This is a genomic window from Actinoplanes sp. NPDC049681 (assembly GCF_044465265.1).
GTDB lineage: Bacteria > Actinomycetota > Actinomycetes > Mycobacteriales > Micromonosporaceae > Actinoplanes.
Genome location: NZ_JBITLP010000002.1, coordinates 578253 through 593456, shown reverse-complemented (window position 1 = coordinate 593456; position 15204 = coordinate 578253). Strand labels below are relative to the sequence as shown.

Here is a 15204-nt window from a genome sequence, read left to right as displayed (position 1 = left end):
CACCGGCCCCGGGCACACCCCTCGCGGGGCTGACCGTGTTGACGAGACCGGCGCAGAGGAATACTCCCCTCCTACGCGAGCCATTGTCTCCCATCCGGCGCCGGTGCGACACACGACCCCGGACAATCGTGTCCAGTCTCTCCCGGAATGGTGACGTAGCTTCCTGAAAGGGCGTCAGAGGCAGCTAGGCGGCAGGTCTGCGGCCGCGCGCTCGGCATTGTGGCTCACACGGGCCGCGGCGGGCGTGCGCGTGCTGCTTGCTCACACCGTGTAGGTCGTCCTAGGAGGCTAGCTCACTGCTCCACCACCGGGCGGACACGAGAGCGGTATGGGACGCCCTCGATCGCGGGGACGACCTGACCGCCCGGTGGCGACGGCCGGTTGAATCTCGCCGGGTCATCAGGACTGGAACCGGGCCCGTCGTCCACGATCCTCAAAGCCCAGGCGCCGGTACAGCGTCCCCGCAGGGTTGTCGACGTTGACGTCGAGCCACGCCTCCGCGGCCCCGCCCGAACGCATCCGCCGCAAGGCCTCCGTGACCAGCGCTGCGCCCAGCCTTCGCCCCCGAGCGGCCGGCACGACACCGACTTGGACGATCCACCCGACTGCCGCCGTCACGAACCCCGCGTCCCCTGCACCCGGCAGCGAAGCGAGCAACGACCATTCCGGCCGGAAATCGTCGTCGTCGACGAGGTCCGCGATCCACTCCCCCGCGGTCCACCCCGGGAAGCCGGGCCGCTCCCGGAAAGCCGCGTCATAGACCCGGAAAAACCGCTGCGCATCAGCGTCCGACCATTCGCTCACGGTGGTGCCGTCCGGCCAACCCACCTCGGGTACGCGCCGAGCCCCCAGATCGAACCGCAGCACATCCTCGGCGAAGACCTGGCGCAGTCCGCGGCCGGCGAACAATTCGAGGGCCGCATTGGTCAGCGACTCGGTTTCCACGGTGACGGTCCCGCCCAGCCGCTCTCCCTCGGCCAGCCCCCGATCCAGGAGCCGCGCGCCCAGCCCGCACGACCGAAATGCCGGGTCGACCAAGCCCACGAACGTGGCACCGCTTCCACCGACGTAAGGCTGCGGCGAGGTGGGTGCGCCGACCGCCGCCGGACCAGGCTCGGCTGCCGACCCGGACTCGAACGCCGCACGCCGGGCAGGTGCCGCAGGCCGGACCGCCCCGGCGGCGACGAGCCTGCCGTCCGTCGTGCGCGCCTGCAGGTTCACCACTGCGTCCCCGGTCCAGCGACGCCGCAGGAAGCCGGGATCAGCGGACAGCGGCAGCCCGCCATCGGCATCGAGGCACCGCCGGGCGAGCCCGGTCAACTCCTCCGCCACACCAAGGGGCGCGACGGTCCACGCAACGCCATCCAGCGACACGTGCGACAGCGTAGTGAGAACCGCTCACCGCCGCTGGGGGCGGCCGTGCTCGCTACTTCACTCCGGCGACGTCCATTCCTCGTAGTTCCTTCTTGAGCTCCGCCACCTCGTCGCGGATGCGGGCGGCCAGCTCGAACTGCAGTTCGCGGGCCGCCCCCAGCATCTGGTCGTTCAGGTCTTGGATCAGCTGGGCCAGCTCGGCTCGGGCCATGCCCTCGCGGGCCGGGGCCGACGAGCCGCGGGCCTTCGAGCGGGTCTCAGGGACCGGGCCCTTGCCGCGGGACATCTGCCGGCCCGCGCCGCCGACCACGTGACCGCCGGGGCCGTGGCCGCCGATGGCCGTGTCGGTGTCCTCCGCCTCGCGGTAGATGTCGTCGAGGATGTCGTGGATCTTCTTGCGGAGGGGCTCGGGGCTGATGCCGTTGGCCTCGTTGTGGGCGATCTGCTTGGCGCGGCGGCGGTCCGTCTCCTCGATGGCGTCGCGCATCGAGGGGGTCATCTTGTCGGCGTACATGTGGACCTCGCCGGAGACGTTGCGGGCCGCGCGGCCGATCGTCTGGATGAGGGAGCGGCCGCTGCGGAGGAAGCCCTCCTTGTCCGCGTCCAGGATTGCGACCAGCGATACCTCGGGCAGGTCGAGACCCTCGCGGAGCAGGTTGATGCCCACGAGGACGTCGTAGTCGCCCTTACGCAGCTCCTTGAGGAGCTCGACGCGCCGCAGCGTGTCGACCTCGGAGTGCAGGTAGCGGACCCGGATGCCGTTCTCGAGGAGGTAGTCGGTGAGGTCCTCGGCCATCTTCTTGGTGAGGGTGGTGACGAGGACCCGTTCGTCGCGTTCGGTGCGTTCCTTGATCTCGTGCATCAGGTCGTCGATCTGGCCCTTGGTCGGCTTGACCACGACCTGGGGGTCCACCAGGCCGGTGGGGCGGATGACCTGTTCGACGTACTCGCCGCCGGACTGCTGGAGCTCCCACGGGCCGGGGGTGGCGGACAGGAACACCATCTGGCCGACGCGCTCGAGGAACTCGTCGAAGCGCAGCGGCCGGTTGTCGGCGGCGCTGGGCAGCCGGAAGCCGTGCTCGATGAGGATGCGCTTGCGCGAGGCGTCGCCCTCGTACATGCCGCCGATCTGCGGGATCGTCACGTGCGACTCGTCGATGACGGTGATGAAGTCGTCGGGGAAGTAGTCGAGCAGCGTGTACGCCGGGTCGCCGTACGACCGGCCGTCCATGTGCATCGAATAGTTCTCGATGCCGTTGCAGAACCCGACCTGGCGCATCATCTCGATGTCATAGGTCGTACGCATGCGCAGGCGCTGGGCCTCCAGCAGCTTGCCCTGCCGTTCGAGCTCCGCGAGGCGCTCGGCCAGCTCCGCCTCGATGTCGCGGATGGCGCGCTCCATGCGCTCCGGGCCGGCCGCGTAGTGGGTCGCCGGGAAGATCACCAGCTGGTCCACCTCGCGCACGATCTCGCCCGTTAGCGGGTGCAGGTAGTAGAGCTTCTCGATCTCGTCACCGAAGAGCTCGATCCGGACGGCCAGTTCCTCGTACGCCGGAATGATCTCGAGGGTGTCGCCCCGGACCCGGAAGGTGCCCCGCTGGAACGCCATGTCGTTACGCGAATACTGGATGTCGACAAGGCGGCGGAGCAGCTTGTCGCGGTCGAGCTCCTCGCCGACCTTCACCTTCACCGCGCGGTCGAGGTATTCCTGCGGCGTGCCCAGGCCGTAGATCGCGGAGACGGTGGCCACCACGACCACGTCCCGGCGGGTCAGCAGCGACATCGTCGCGGAGTGGCGCAGCCGCTCGACCTCCTCGTTGACCGACGAGTCCTTCTCGATGTAGGTGTCGGTCTGAGCGATATACGCCTCAGGCTGGTAGTAGTCGTAGTAGCTGACGAAGTATTCGACGGCGTTGTGCGGCATCAGCTCGCGGAACTCCTTGGCGAGCTGCGCGCAGAGGGTCTTGTTGGGGGCGAGCACGAGCGCCGGCCGCTGCAGCTTCTCGATGAGCCACGCGGTGGTCGCGCTCTTACCGGTGCCGGTGGCGCCGAGAAGAACGGTGCTGCGGTCGCCGCGGCGCACCCGGCGCTCCAGCTCGGCGATGGCCGTGGGCTGGTCACCGGCCGGCTGGAATTCGCTGACGACCTTGAAGGTGCCGTCGAGTCGTGGGATGTCGAGCGCCATGGGGACAACCGTACGTCGAGGGTATGACAAGTTCCGGCGGGCTGCGTCGAGCCGGTGTTCGCAGGGTGCACAATCTGTCCGTCACCAGGCATTGTCCGGCGTTCGCGGGCACCTCTACCCTGGTCGGGTAGGCCGCTCGCGGCGGCCGCCCGGACGACCCGGCGCCCACCACGAGGCGCCACGGCCGGGACGGAGACTGCAGCCCCGGCACGCTGCCGGAGAGCGCATCTCGAGAGGTCACGCGACAGCGTCGACCGGCCGCCGCGAGCGCCCCTCACCGTCTCCCTCAGGCCTCGTCCCAAGCCGGCGCGGGCGCCATGCCATCTCCCTCAGCCCCGTCCCAAGCCGGCGCGGGCGCCATGCCATCTCCCTCAGCCCCGTCCCAAGCCGGCGCGGGCGCCATGCCATCTCCCTCAGCCCCCGTCACGGGCCGGCGGCTGCCACGCCGTCTCCTCCGCCCACGCCTCCGCCGCGGCCGCCTCCGCATCGAACCAAGGCTCCTTCGCCGTGGCGTAGCTTTCGACGTCCGCATGTGCGGCCGCCCACCGCTCCTTCATCGCCGCGTACTCCTCCCGCGCCTCGGGGACCGCGCGCAAGTGGTCCCTCATCAGCAGTGCGAAGCGCCAGCCGGGTGAGCCGGCCACGCGGACGTGAAGGTTGACCGACCTGCCCGGATCAGCGCTCCCGTGCAGCCGCTTCGGCCACGTCTGGCCGGGTAGGCCCCGTGCGTTGTCGAACCACTCCCCCTCCCGCGGCGGCAGACCCGCGTCGGCCAGCGCATCGGTGAGTTTGTCGGCGTGCTGGAGGGTGGGGACCGCCAGCATCAGGTCGATCACATCCTTGGCCGGAAGGTCCGGAACGGCCGTGGAGCCGATGTGCCAGAGCTCCGCCTCGTGGCCGAGTGCCGGACGCAGCGCATGGTTGATCCGGGCGATCAGGCGGGCCGCCTGCCGCGGCCAGGTCGGACCCGGGGGTACGAGCCGCAGGGCGGTCCCGGCGGGCGCGGACCGGCGGAGTCTCAGGTTCTTCTCGTACGGCAGGAGCCGCTCCCGCCACAACGCCGTCACCTGGCTTGTCAGCTCGTCGAGCCCACCGTTGTTGTCGATGATCACGTCGGCCGCGGCGCGCCGGTCGGCGTCGGAGGCCTGGGCGGCGATCCGGGCGGTGGCCTGCGCCTCGGTCATGCCCCGCGTCGCGACGAGCCGGGCGATCCGGACCTCGGGGGCCGCGTCGACGACGATCACGAGGTGGAAGGTGGGCACGAGCCCCACCTCGACGAGCAGCGGGACGTCGTTCACCACGATCGCGTCGGGCGGCGCGGCGGTGGCGAGCTCGATCGTGCGGGCGCGCACCCGGGGGTGGATGATGCCTTCCAGCCGGCGGCGGGCGGCCTCGTCGCCGAAGACGCGAGCGCCGAGAGCGGGCCGGTCGAGCTCACCGTCGGCACCGAGCACGTCGGGGCCAAGGGCGGCGACGACCTCCGCCAGCCCTTCGGTGCCGGCGGCGACGACCTCCCGGGCCAGCCGGTCGGAGTCGATGATCACCGCACCGAGCTGCTGCAGCCGCTGCGAGACAGCACTTTTGCCGGCGCCGATCCCGCCGGTCAACCCCACCCTGAGCATCGGCCCAGTATCCCGGGCGCGGTTGGATCCTGTCAGTGCGACCCCGCCGGCCTGTGGACAACCCGGCGCCCCGCCCGACCGGTCAACCCCACTGACCCAAGCCTGTGGACAGCCAGTCGCGCCCGCCGACGAAACGAGCCGCGAAGCCCAGCCCACCACTCTTGGCCTTTAGACAGCCCAGTCCGACGGCCGACGGAACGAGGCGAGGAAGCCGAGCCCACGCCGGGCCCATGGACCACCCCGCGAGACCGCCCAAGAACAAGGCCACAAAGCCCAACCCACGCCGGACCCACGGACCACCCCGCGAAACCGCCCAAGAACAAGGCCACAAAGCCCAACCCACGCCGGACCCACGGACAACCCGGCGCGGAGGCCGGCGAAAACGAAAACGGGCTACCAAGGCCCAGGGCCTGACGGCGCAGCGGGCAGACGGAGCTCGATCTCGGCCCCGTTTCATAGACCTGGTGGCGCGTGCTCAGCACCTGCACCGAACAGATCCACCCCACCGCGGCTATGCGGAAATTCGGCCAGCGGCACGTCCGGCATGACGTGGCGGCGCTGGCCGGGCGCCGGCACCGAACCTGATCCATGGCCTGAGGGCGCGGGCCCGGCGGGTGCGCCGAACCTGATCCCTTTCCGCCGCTGTTTCCCGGGGCCCGTGACGCCGTACATGAAAAACCCCGCCCTTCCGACCGGAGCCGGAGGAGCGGGGTTTCTCGAAGCCGGACTACGGCTCGCCGGTCCGGGGACCGGCGAGCTGTGGTGCCGTGGTCAGCTCTTGCCGCCGGCGAGCTTCTCGCGCAGAGCAGCGAGGGCCTCGTCGGTGGCCAGGGTGCCGGCCGGTTCCTCCCCGGCGCGCGCCGGGGCCGACGTGCTCGTGGAGGTGGAGGTGGAGGTGGACGACGACGAGGTGGTCACGCCGCCGGCCGGGGCCGGGTTGAGCGCGGCCTCGGCGTCGGCCTCGCGGGACGCCTGCACCTGCTTGGTGTGGGCCTCCCAGCGCTCGCGGGCGTCGGCGTACTGCTTCTCCCACGCCTCGCGCTGCTTGTCGAAGCCCTCGAGCCACTCGCCCGTCTCCGGGTCGAAGCCCTCCGGGTAGATGTAGTTGCCCTCGTTGTCGTAGGTGGCCGCCATGCCGTAGAGGGTGGGGTCGAAGTGCTCCTCGCCCTCCACGAAGTTCTCGTTCGCCTGCTTCAGCGAGAGCGAGATCCGGCGACGCTCGAGGTCGATGTCGATGACCTTGACCATGACGTCCGAACCGACCTGGACGACCTGCTCGGGCAGCTCGACGTGCCGCTCGGCCAGCTCGGAGATGTGCACCAGGCCCTCGATGCCGTCGTCCACGCGGACGAAGGCGCCGAACGGAACCAGCTTGGTGACCTTGCCCGGCACGATCTGGTTGATCGCGTGGGTCCGGGCGAACTGGCGCCACGGGTCCTCCTGGGTCGCCTTCAGCGACAGGGAGACGCGCTCGCGGTCCAGGTCGACGTCGAGCACCTCGACCTCGACCTCCTGGCCCACCTCGACGACCTCGGACGGGTGGTCGATGTGCTTCCAGGAGAGCTCCGAGACGTGCACCAGGCCGTCCACGCCACCCAGGTCCACGAAGGCACCGAAGTTGACGATCGAGGACACGACGCCCTTGCGGACCTGGCCCTTCTGGAGCTTGTTGAGGAACTCGGTGCGGACCTCGGACTGGGTCTGCTCGAGCCAGGCACGGCGGGACAGGACCACGTTGTTGCGGTTCTTGTCCAGCTCGATGATCTTCGCCTCGAGCTCCCGGCCGACGTACGGCTGGAGGTCGCGCACGCGGCGCATCTCGACCAGCGAGGCCGGCAGGAAGCCGCGGAGACCGATGTCGAGGATGAGGCCGCCCTTGACGACCTCGATGACGGAGCCGCGCACGACGCCGTCGTCCTCCTTGATCTTCTCGATCGTGCCCCAGGCGCGCTCGTACTGCGCGCGCTTCTTCGAGAGGATCAGGCGGCCTTCCTTGTCCTCCTTGGTGAGGACGAGGGCTTCGATGTGGTCACCGACCGACACCACTTCCGCGGGGTCCACGTCATGCTTGATCGACAACTCACGCGAGGGGATCACGCCCTCGGTCTTGTAGCCGATGTCGAGCAGGACCTCGTCCCGATCGACCTTGACGACGGTGCCTTCGACAATGTCGCCGTCGTTGAAGTACTTGATGGTCTCGTCGATGGCTGCGAGGAAAGCTTCCTCCGAGCCGAGATCGTCGACCGTGACCTTGTTGGCGCTCGAGGTGGCCTCGATGCTGCTCGTCATGTGGACTGTTGCTCCGAACGGATGGTTTCGTGGTGTCTCTGCGCGCCGCGGAACTGCCGCCGGGCACAGCACGAACAACCGGTGATCACGACGCTGGAGCTTGGCGATCAAGCGAGGGCGATCAAGCGAGCAGGATCATGCTGGGACCGACGACTTGCGGAACCTGCTCCCTGCCGAGGCACACGATCCGCGAGCGCATCGACTAGCTTACCGTGCGCATTACCACAGGTTGCAAGCCCTCCTGCGGACCGAGGCACATTGTTCTCGGGAAACCCACCATCAAGCCCGTTTTGTGCCATTTCTACGCCTGGGAGCGTCGTCCGTCCCGCCTCTCAACGGTACGGACGGAGCCCGGCTCCCGCCCCCGGAAGTGTCGTACTCCCCCCGTACGGTGACCCGGTGACCGAAGGACAACCCACCACCCAGGCCGCGACGCTGCGCCGGGCGGTGACCGACGCCGAGAGCCGCGTGGCCAGCCGGCACTGGTGGGATCTGGACGCGGACGACTACCAGGAGGAACACGGAGCCTTCCTCGGCGACGTGGATTTCGTCTGGTGCCCGGAGGGTCTGCGCGAGGCCGACGCGCGCCTGCTGGGCGACGTGCGCGGCAAACGCGTGCTCGAGCTCGGCTGCGGTGCGGCCTCGGCGGCGCGCTGGCTCGACGGCCAGGGCGCCGAGGTGGTCGCGATGGATCTGAGCGGAGGCATGCTGCGCCATGCGCAGGAGGCTGCGGACCGTTCGGGGGTACGGGTACCGCTCGTGCAGGCGGACGCCCTCGCACTGCCCTTCGCGACCTCGGCGTTCGACGTGGTCTGCACGGCGTTCGGCGCCATCCCGTTCGTCGCCGACTCGGAGGCGGTGATGCGGGAGGTGGCGCGCGTGCTCCGCCCCGGAGGCAAGTGGGTGTTCTCGATCACACACCCCATGCGGTGGATCTTCCTCGACGACCCGGGCGAGGACGGCCTGCTGGCGATCCACCCCTACTTCGACCGCCGGCCCTACGTGGAGCAGGATGCCGCCGGAAACCCGACGTACGTGGAACAGCACCGGACCCTGGGCGACCGCATCCGCGAACTGGTGGCCGCCGGATTCGTGCTCACCGACCTGATCGAACCGGAGTGGCCGGAGGGCCACGACCAGATCTGGGGCCAGTGGAGCCCGCTGCGCGGCAGGCTCTTCCCCGGCACCGCCATATTCGTCAGTTACTTGCCCTGACCCCCGGGTACCTGCAGGTCATGAGCTTGAAAAAGGGCGACGAAGTGACCTGGAGCAGCCACGGCCAGCAGGTGCACGGCACGGTGGAGAAGAAGATCACGTCCCGCACGGAGGAATCCGGCCGCACGGTGAACGCCTCCAAGGACGAACCCCAGTACAAGGTCAAGAGCAAGAAGACCGGAGCCACAGCAGTCCACAAGCCGGGGGCACTGAAGGATGACAAGTGACACGTACGCGGAGTTCAAGGACGCGGTGAACATGACCGCGGCGGAGCTCTCGAAGTGGCTCGAGACGGACGAGTCGCAGAAGGTGGGCCAGAAGTCCGCCGGTGGCGGCGAGTCGGTCGGGCACGACAGCGGCCGGAAGATCATTCAGATCCTGCACACGAAGAAGGCGGACCTGAAGGAGGCGGACGAGGAGCACATGCGGAAGGTGATCGGGTACGTCCACCGCCACCTCGCCCAGCGGCCGTCCGGGGACGTGAAGGACACGAAGTGGCGGTACTCGCTGATGAACTGGGGTCACGACCCGCTGAAGAAGTAGGCCGGGTGCGCCGCCCTTGCCAGCCGGTTCAGCCACCAGGGCATGCGGTCAGCTTCCGATCGGGCGGTCGATTCCTATTCACCGCCGACTACGGGCAACTCGCCGGCGACCGCCGAGGACGCGGGAAGTCACGCCGCCTGTCAGGCACAGCTGCGCATGAGTCGCCGCTCGCTTCTGACCGACAGGAGTCCGCGGCTTGACTCCCTGGCACCTTCTGCGGTCACCGCGCCTCGGGCCGCGAGCTTGCTGTCCCCGGGCCTCACGCCGTGAGTCCGCTGTCACCCGCCTCGGACCGCGAGCCTGCTGTCACCGGGCCGCGAGACTGCCTCACCGGGCCGCGAGACTGCAATCACCGGGCCGCGAGACTGCAGCCACCCGCCTCGGGCCGCGGGCTGCCTTTTACACCCGCTTCGAGCCGCGAGCTTGCTGTCAGCTTGCCTTGCGCCGTGAGCCTGCCGTCACCCGCCTCGCGCCGGGGGTGGACCAGGATGTGGTCGAGCTGGGCGCGCGGCGACGGGCTGGGGTACGTGGGCCGGCGGGCGAGGCTGCGCCGTGGGCAGATCCGTGCGGTCTGACGTTGAGGCGACGCCGTTGCGGGGACGTCTTGCCATGCATTTGCTTTAGCCAGACCCGGCCGCCGGCGCCGCCCCGCCGACGTACCCACGCCTTGTCAGATGGAGGCAGCCACCGCGCCGACGTCGAGGAGGCCGGCCAGGAGGGCGAGGGCGGCCGGTACCAGGCGGTAGTAGACCCAGGTGCCGCGCCGGTCGCTGTCGACCAGGCCCGCTTCGCGGAGGACCTTCAGGTGGTGGGAGATGGTCGGGCCGGTCAGCTTGAAGGAGCCGGTGAGGTCGCAGACGCACACCTCGCCGCCGCCGGCGGAGGCGATCATGGAAAGGAGCCGGAGTCGTACCGGGTCACCCAGTGCCTTGAACATCGGTGCGAACGCCCGCGCTTGGTCGGCCTCGAGAGGCCGGCGCACCACGGGAGCTAACGGCCCCGATTGCGATGTCATCTCGATGGAAGTGCTCGGCATGCGCCCACCCTTGCAGAGCAAGGCAAGTTGCAGAGGCCGGAATCCCGACAGCTCGCTCTCCCGCGCCGCGTAACGGCTGCGCTGCGCCAGAATGCATTCCAGGCACCGCTTCTCCCGCCGCCTGCCCTGAGGCCGATGCAGCGCCGTAACAGCTGTTAAATCCGAGGTGGACGGTGGTGTCGGAACGGGATCCATCGTTCCCCCACCATCGAGGTGAGGCGCGGCGAGCTGGAGCCGAAAGACCGGGGGCGATGCCCGAATAGGCCGCGAATCACATCGTCGGCGGCCACCCGATCGGGTGCGTTACGGCTCAGGTAGGGGGATGCGGCGGTATCGCCCTGTCCAAGACCCGACGGGGATTGCTGTGGAACCGGGCAGCTCGGCGCCGACGGATTCCCGAAGCGCCTCGAGGAGCGGCGGCGCGGTTGAGCGCTACGAATTCAAGGGTCCGCGCTCGGAGCCGGTCGGGGAAGTCTCCTGCACTCGCCTTCAGCGATGAGGAGGACGGCGCCCGCGGCGACGGCAGCCCGGGACCGGCACCGACCGGAGCGGTTCCATTCCCGGCGCCTTCCGGGAGAACAAGTGGGCGACTACTCAAGTTTCCGTAGGAGGTCGAGGGTGACTCCGCCGAGGCAGAGGTAGATGGCTGCGGTGAGGGCGTCGAGGTTGCGGTAGCCGAAGCCGCGGCGTCGGATGAGCCGGATCTTGGCGTTGATGCCTTCGAGGCGGGAGTTGGAGAGTTCGACCGCGGCGATGATGGCGTCGGCGTGCTTCTCGATGCGGCGTACGAGGTTGGCGCACGCAGGAATCCGGCTGCGTTCGCGGTGCACCAGCGTTTGAGGTAGGCGCGGGCGCCGGCGGGATCTGTGGCGCGGTAGAGATCGCGCAGCTCCAGACGCGTTCACCGATCCGCGAGCTGATCGCTGAGCAAGCCTGACACCTGTTACAGAGCGCGTTGGTTGGGCGTGTGGGGCCATCGCGGATCGCGGCAGAACAGGACGAGGCTTATCCGCCTATCCGGCCGTCGTGTGAGCACCTGTCAAGATCTCGCGTAGTGCGTCAAGCTCGATCGGATCGGCGAGCCCGCGCTTGGCGAGCAAGAGGAACCGCTTGCCGCGGTGGCCGGTGAGTTGTACGACAAAGACACGCTTGGTCTCGAGGACCTGATTCGTAGCAGGCCAGTCGATCGGGCCGGAGAACGCGGTGATCGCCACCTGGCCGCTGCTCATGTCGATGACGGGACCATTGGTGGTGATGCCGGCTGACAGCGAGATCACGGCATGGACAGGAGTGTGCAGCGCAGGTCGGCGGTGCCACACCGAACGGGTGCTCAGCCAGGTCACCAGCGGAACCATGGGGAAACAGGCCACTGCCAGTCCAAGACCGAAGAAAGCAAAGTTCGGGTACCCCAGCCTGAACGCCCCGACTGCGCACGTTGCGAGGACCAGGGCCATCACCCCGATCTTGTGCCAAGCCTTGCTGGCCCGGTTCCGAGCGCTGAAGGCCTGGAAGTAGTCGGTCATTTCCGGCTGCCAGGACAGTGGAAATGCGCGGGCTTGTTCGTTCACCACGCTAGAGCTCACCCTCGATCATCCTGTGATGATGGTATGAGCCGACGAACCGCTGTGATGTGCGTTCACGGCGTGATCGATTGCACGCTCATCGGCTAGAAGTGCGTACCTGGTCTTGAGCGCCATGTCTGTTTGATGACGGAGTCACTGGGCTATCGGTTGACTGCCGAGCCCCGCGAGGGGTCGCGATCGCGGTGACAGTCGGGGTGGCAATTATTTCCGTCCGTCACGGACCTAGTGCGCTGCAGCGCCGACACCAACCCGAGTAGTCGCACAAGTGGTCGACGCCGGCCGGGGCGCGGCATCGGCATCGGCATCGGCCGAGGAAAGTCTCAGCCCCGCGCCGGCCTGAAGGAGTCAGTGGTCGACGCCGACGGTAGGGGCCGTGGTCACGCCGGCTGGGATGGTGCGTGTGGCTCCAGGCCCGGGGAGTCTGTGACCGGAGCCGGAGCGTCCGTGGCCGGCGCCGGCGCCGGGACGTCCGTGGCCGGCGCCGGGACGGACACCCAGGGTCGGCGCCGAAACGGAGAAGAGACGGTCGGCGCCGGCCGGAGGGTCAGTGGTCGGCGCCGTTCCAGTCCTGGCCGAGGCCTACCGAGACCTCGAGGGGGACCGACAGCGGGTACGCCGCGCCCATCTCGCGGCGTACCAGGGCTTCCAGGGCTTCTCGTTCGCCCGGTGCCACGTCGAAGACGAGTTCGTCGTGGACCTGCAGGAGCATGCGGGATTTGAGGTCGGCCTCGCGGATGGCCTTGTCGACGTGGAGCATGGCGACCTTGATGATGTCCGCGGCCGAGCCCTGGATGGGGGCGTTGAGGGCCATGCGTTCGGCCATTTCGCGGCGCTGGCGGTTGTCGCTGCTCAGGTCGGGGAGGTAGCGGCGGCGGCCCAGGATGGTGGCGGTGTAGCCGTCCTGGACCGCTCGGCGGACGACGGCCTGGAGGTAGTCGCGGACGCCGCCGAAGCGTTCGAAGTATTCGGCCATCAGGCCTCGGGCTTCCTCCGTGGTGATGCTGAGCTGGTTGCTCAGGCCGAAGGCGCTCAGACCGTACGCGAGGCCGTAGTTCATGGCCTTGATCTTGCGGCGCTGATCGGGGACCACCTCGTCGACGGGGACGTGGAAGACCGATGAGGCGGTGGCCGCGTGGAAGTCGGCGCCGGAGTTGAAGGCGGCGATGAGGGCCTCGTCGCCGGAGAGGTGCGCCATGATGCGCATCTCGATCTGGCTGTAGTCGGCCGTCATCAGGGACTCGAAGCCCTCGCCCACGACGAAGGCGCGGCGGATGCGGCGGCCCTCCTCCGTGCGGATCGGGATGTTCTGCAGGTTGGGGTCGGTCGAGGAGAGCCGGCCCGTCGCCGCCACCGTCTGGTTGAAGGTGGTGTGGATGCGGCCGTCCTCCGAGACCGATTTCAGCAGGCCGTCCACGGTGGACTTGAGCTTGGCGACGTCGCGGTGGCGCAGCAGGTGCTCGAGCAGCGGGTCGCCGGTCTGGGCGAACAGGTTCTGCAGCGCGTCGGCATCGGTGGTGTAGCCGGACTTGATGCGCTTGGTCTTGGGCAGGTTGCGCTCGACGAAGAGGATCTCCTGCAGCTGTTTCGGGGAGCCGAGGTTGAACTCGCGCCCGACCACCTCGTGTGCCGCCTGCTGGGCCGCCTTCACCTCGGCGGCGAAATGAGCCTCGAGCTCGGAGAGGTAGTGCGTGTCGGCCGCGATGCCGACGTGTTCCATCTCGCCGAGCACGACCTCCAGCGGCTGCTCCACCTCGGCCAGCAGGCGCTGCGAGGCGCCGTCGTCGCGGGAGAGCTCCTCGATGAGGGTGTCGGCCAGGTCGAGGGTGGCGCGGGCGCGGAGCATCACGTTCTGCTCCGCGGCGCCCTCGTCGCCGAGGCCGTCGAGGGTGAGCTGGCCGTCGTCCGGGGCGTCGACGCGCAGCTCACGCTTGAGGTAGCGCAGGGCGAGGTCGGTCAGGTCGTACGCGCGCTGGTCGGGCTTGGCGAGGTAGGCGGCGAGGGCGGTGTCGACGCGTACGCCGGCCAGCGCCCAGCCGTGGGCGCGGAACGCCAGCATCGCCGGCTTCGCGTCGTGGATGATCTTCGGGCGGTCGGGGTCGGCGAGCCAGGCGGCCACCGCGTGCTCGTCCGCCTCGTCGAGGGCGGCCGGGTCGAACCACGCGGCCGGGCCGTCGCCGGTGGCCACCGCGATGCCGGTGAGCGAGCCCGTGCCACGGCCGAAGCGGCCGGTGACCGCGACGCCGACCGGTGCGGCCTGGGCGTGCTCGGTCAGCCACGCCGCCACCTCACCGGTGCGCAGCACGCTGCCGGAGAGGTCGAAGCCGGACTCGGCCTCGGGCTCCACGGCCTCGAGGTACGAATACAGCCGCTCGCGCAGCACCCGGAACTCAAGCGCGTCGAAGACCTGGTGCACGGCCTCGCGGTCCCAGCCCTGCCACTTGACGTCTTCGGGGCGCAGCGGCAGTTCGAGGTCGCAGACGAGCGCGTTGATCTCGTAGTTGCGCATGACGTCGGCCAGGTGGGCGCGCAGGTTCTCGCCCGCCTTGCCCTTGATCTCGTCGACGTGCGCGATGATGCCGTCGAGGCCGCCGTACTGATTGATCCACTTGGCCGCGGTCTTGTCGCCGACACCGGGGACGCCGGGCAGGTTGTCGCTGGCCTCGCCGACGAGGGCGGCCTTGTCGCGGTAGCGCTCGGGGCGCACGCCGTATTTCGTCTCGATGGCGTCGGGAGTCATCCGCCAGACCTCGGAGACGCCGCGGACCGGGTAGAGGATCGTGACGTGCTCACCGGCGAGCTGGAACGCGTCGCGGTCGCCGGTGGAGATGACCACCTCGAAGCCGGCGTCGCGGGCCTGGCAGGCGAGTGTGCCGATGACGTCGTCCGCCTCGTAGCCGGGCTTCTCCACGACCGGGATGCGCAGCGCCTCGAGCACCTCCTTGACCAGGCTGACCTGGCCCTGGAACGGCTGCGGGGTCTCGGACCGGCCGGCTTTGTACTCCGCGTACTTCTCGGTGCGGAACGACTGCCGCGAGACGTCGAACGCCACCACGATGTGGGTCGGCTTCTCGTCGCGCAGCATGTTGATCAGCATCGAGGTGAAGCCGAACACGGCATTGGTCGGCTGGCCCGTCTGCGTGGAGAAGTTCTCCACGGGCAGCGCGAAGAAGGCCCGGTAGGCCAGCGAGTGGCCGTCGAGCAGCAGCAAGCGGGGGGTCTGGGCGTCGGCGCTCACGTCCGAGAACTCTAGTCCCGGGGTACGACACAAACGGGCACCGCCTCGCCCGCGGCTGCGGGCCGGGTGCGGGGCGGCCGCGCGAGAAATCCGGGTGCGACGAAACGAATCAATGTGTGAAT

At 69.2% G+C, this 15204-nt stretch carries 11 protein-coding genes; 3 read left to right on the top strand and 8 right to left on the bottom strand.

Going from position 1 to position 15204, the window contains the following annotated elements:
• Window positions 1-399: 399 nt before the first annotated feature.
• The 4 genes from ACIBO8_RS08155 to rpsA form a co-directional block, all read right to left on the bottom strand.
• Window positions 400-1374 carry a GNAT family N-acetyltransferase gene (locus ACIBO8_RS08155; protein WP_396114401.1) on the bottom strand — a complete coding sequence of 325 codons (975 nt, stop codon included), beginning with the start codon at window positions 1372-1374 and terminating at the stop codon, window positions 400-402.
• A 52-nt stretch (window positions 1375-1426) separates the two neighbouring features.
• Window positions 1427-3559, bottom strand: a complete 2133-nt coding sequence (uvrB, locus tag ACIBO8_RS08150; protein ID WP_396114400.1) for an excinuclease ABC subunit UvrB — start codon at window positions 3557-3559, stop codon at window positions 1427-1429.
• A gap of 413 nt (window positions 3560-3972) precedes the next feature.
• Window positions 3973-5181 (bottom strand): dephospho-CoA kinase, encoded by a 1209-nt coding sequence (gene coaE, locus ACIBO8_RS08145; protein ID WP_396114399.1) that lies wholly within the window; start codon window positions 5179-5181, stop codon window positions 3973-3975.
• A 771-nt stretch (window positions 5182-5952) separates the two neighbouring features.
• Window positions 5953-7470 (bottom strand): 30S ribosomal protein S1, encoded by a 1518-nt coding sequence (gene rpsA, locus ACIBO8_RS08140; RefSeq protein WP_396114398.1) that lies wholly within the window; start codon window positions 7468-7470, stop codon window positions 5953-5955.
• A gap of 399 nt (window positions 7471-7869) precedes the next feature.
• Here rpsA and ACIBO8_RS08135 point away from each other — a divergent pair, with 399 nt between their 5' ends.
• The 3 genes from ACIBO8_RS08135 to ACIBO8_RS08125 are packed head-to-tail and all read left to right on the top strand — an operon-like array spanning window position 7870 to window position 9228.
• The gene (locus ACIBO8_RS08135; protein ID WP_396114397.1) at window positions 7870-8685 is read left to right on the top strand and encodes a class I SAM-dependent methyltransferase; all 816 of its coding nucleotides are present in this window, start codon (window positions 7870-7872) and stop codon (window positions 8683-8685) included.
• 20 nt (window positions 8686-8705) lie between these two features.
• Window positions 8706-8912, top strand: a complete 207-nt coding sequence (locus ACIBO8_RS08130) for a DUF2945 domain-containing protein (RefSeq protein ID WP_396114396.1) — start codon at window positions 8706-8708, stop codon at window positions 8910-8912.
• Window positions 8902-9228, top strand: a complete 327-nt coding sequence (locus ACIBO8_RS08125) for a DUF3140 domain-containing protein (RefSeq protein ID WP_396114395.1) — start codon at window positions 8902-8904, stop codon at window positions 9226-9228. The genes ACIBO8_RS08130 and ACIBO8_RS08125 overlap by 11 nt, the downstream gene beginning before the upstream one ends.
• A 670-nt stretch (window positions 9229-9898) precedes the next feature.
• Here ACIBO8_RS08125 and ACIBO8_RS08120 read toward each other — a convergent pair.
• The 4 genes from ACIBO8_RS08120 to polA all read right to left on the bottom strand — a co-directional run bounded on the left by ACIBO8_RS08120 (window position 9899) and on the right by polA (window position 15082).
• The gene (locus ACIBO8_RS08120) at window positions 9899-10243 is read right to left on the bottom strand and encodes an ArsR/SmtB family transcription factor (RefSeq protein ID WP_396114752.1); all 345 of its coding nucleotides are present in this window, start codon (window positions 10241-10243) and stop codon (window positions 9899-9901) included.
• A 611-nt stretch (window positions 10244-10854) separates the two neighbouring features.
• A complete protein-coding gene (locus ACIBO8_RS08115) occupies window positions 10855-11241 on the bottom strand; it encodes a transposase (RefSeq protein ID WP_396114394.1) in 387 nt (128 codons plus the stop codon).
• Between the two features lie 36 nt (window positions 11242-11277).
• The gene (locus tag ACIBO8_RS08110; protein WP_396114393.1) at window positions 11278-11835 is read right to left on the bottom strand and encodes a hypothetical protein; all 558 of its coding nucleotides are present in this window, start codon (window positions 11833-11835) and stop codon (window positions 11278-11280) included.
• Between the two features lie 556 nt (window positions 11836-12391).
• Entirely contained in the window at window positions 12392-15082 is a 2691-nt protein-coding gene (gene polA, locus ACIBO8_RS08105) for a DNA polymerase I (protein ID WP_396114392.1), read from the bottom strand.
• Window positions 15083-15204: the final 122 nt, after the last annotated feature.

What these genes read in the sequence shown, in the direction of transcription:
- rpsA (WP_396114398.1), bottom strand. Translation starts at nt 7,470, where the DNA reads ATGACGAGCAGCATCGAGGCCACCTCGAGCGCCAACAAGGTCACGGTC.
- ACIBO8_RS08125 (WP_396114395.1), top strand. Translation starts at nt 8,902, where the DNA reads ATGACAAGTGACACGTACGCGGAGTTCAAGGACGCGGTGAACATGACC.
- coaE (WP_396114399.1), bottom strand. Translation starts at nt 5,181, where the DNA reads ATGCTCAGGGTGGGGTTGACCGGCGGGATCGGCGCCGGCAAAAGTGCT.
- ACIBO8_RS08115 (WP_396114394.1), bottom strand. Translation starts at nt 11,241, where the DNA reads ATGGCCCCACACGCCCAACCAACGCGCTCTGTAACAGGTGTCAGGCTT.
- ACIBO8_RS08130 (WP_396114396.1), top strand. Translation starts at nt 8,706, where the DNA reads ATGAGCTTGAAAAAGGGCGACGAAGTGACCTGGAGCAGCCACGGCCAG.
- uvrB (WP_396114400.1), bottom strand. Translation starts at nt 3,559, where the DNA reads ATGGCGCTCGACATCCCACGACTCGACGGCACCTTCAAGGTCGTCAGC.
- ACIBO8_RS08120 (WP_396114752.1), bottom strand. Translation starts at nt 10,243, where the DNA reads ATGACATCGCAATCGGGGCCGTTAGCTCCCGTGGTGCGCCGGCCTCTC.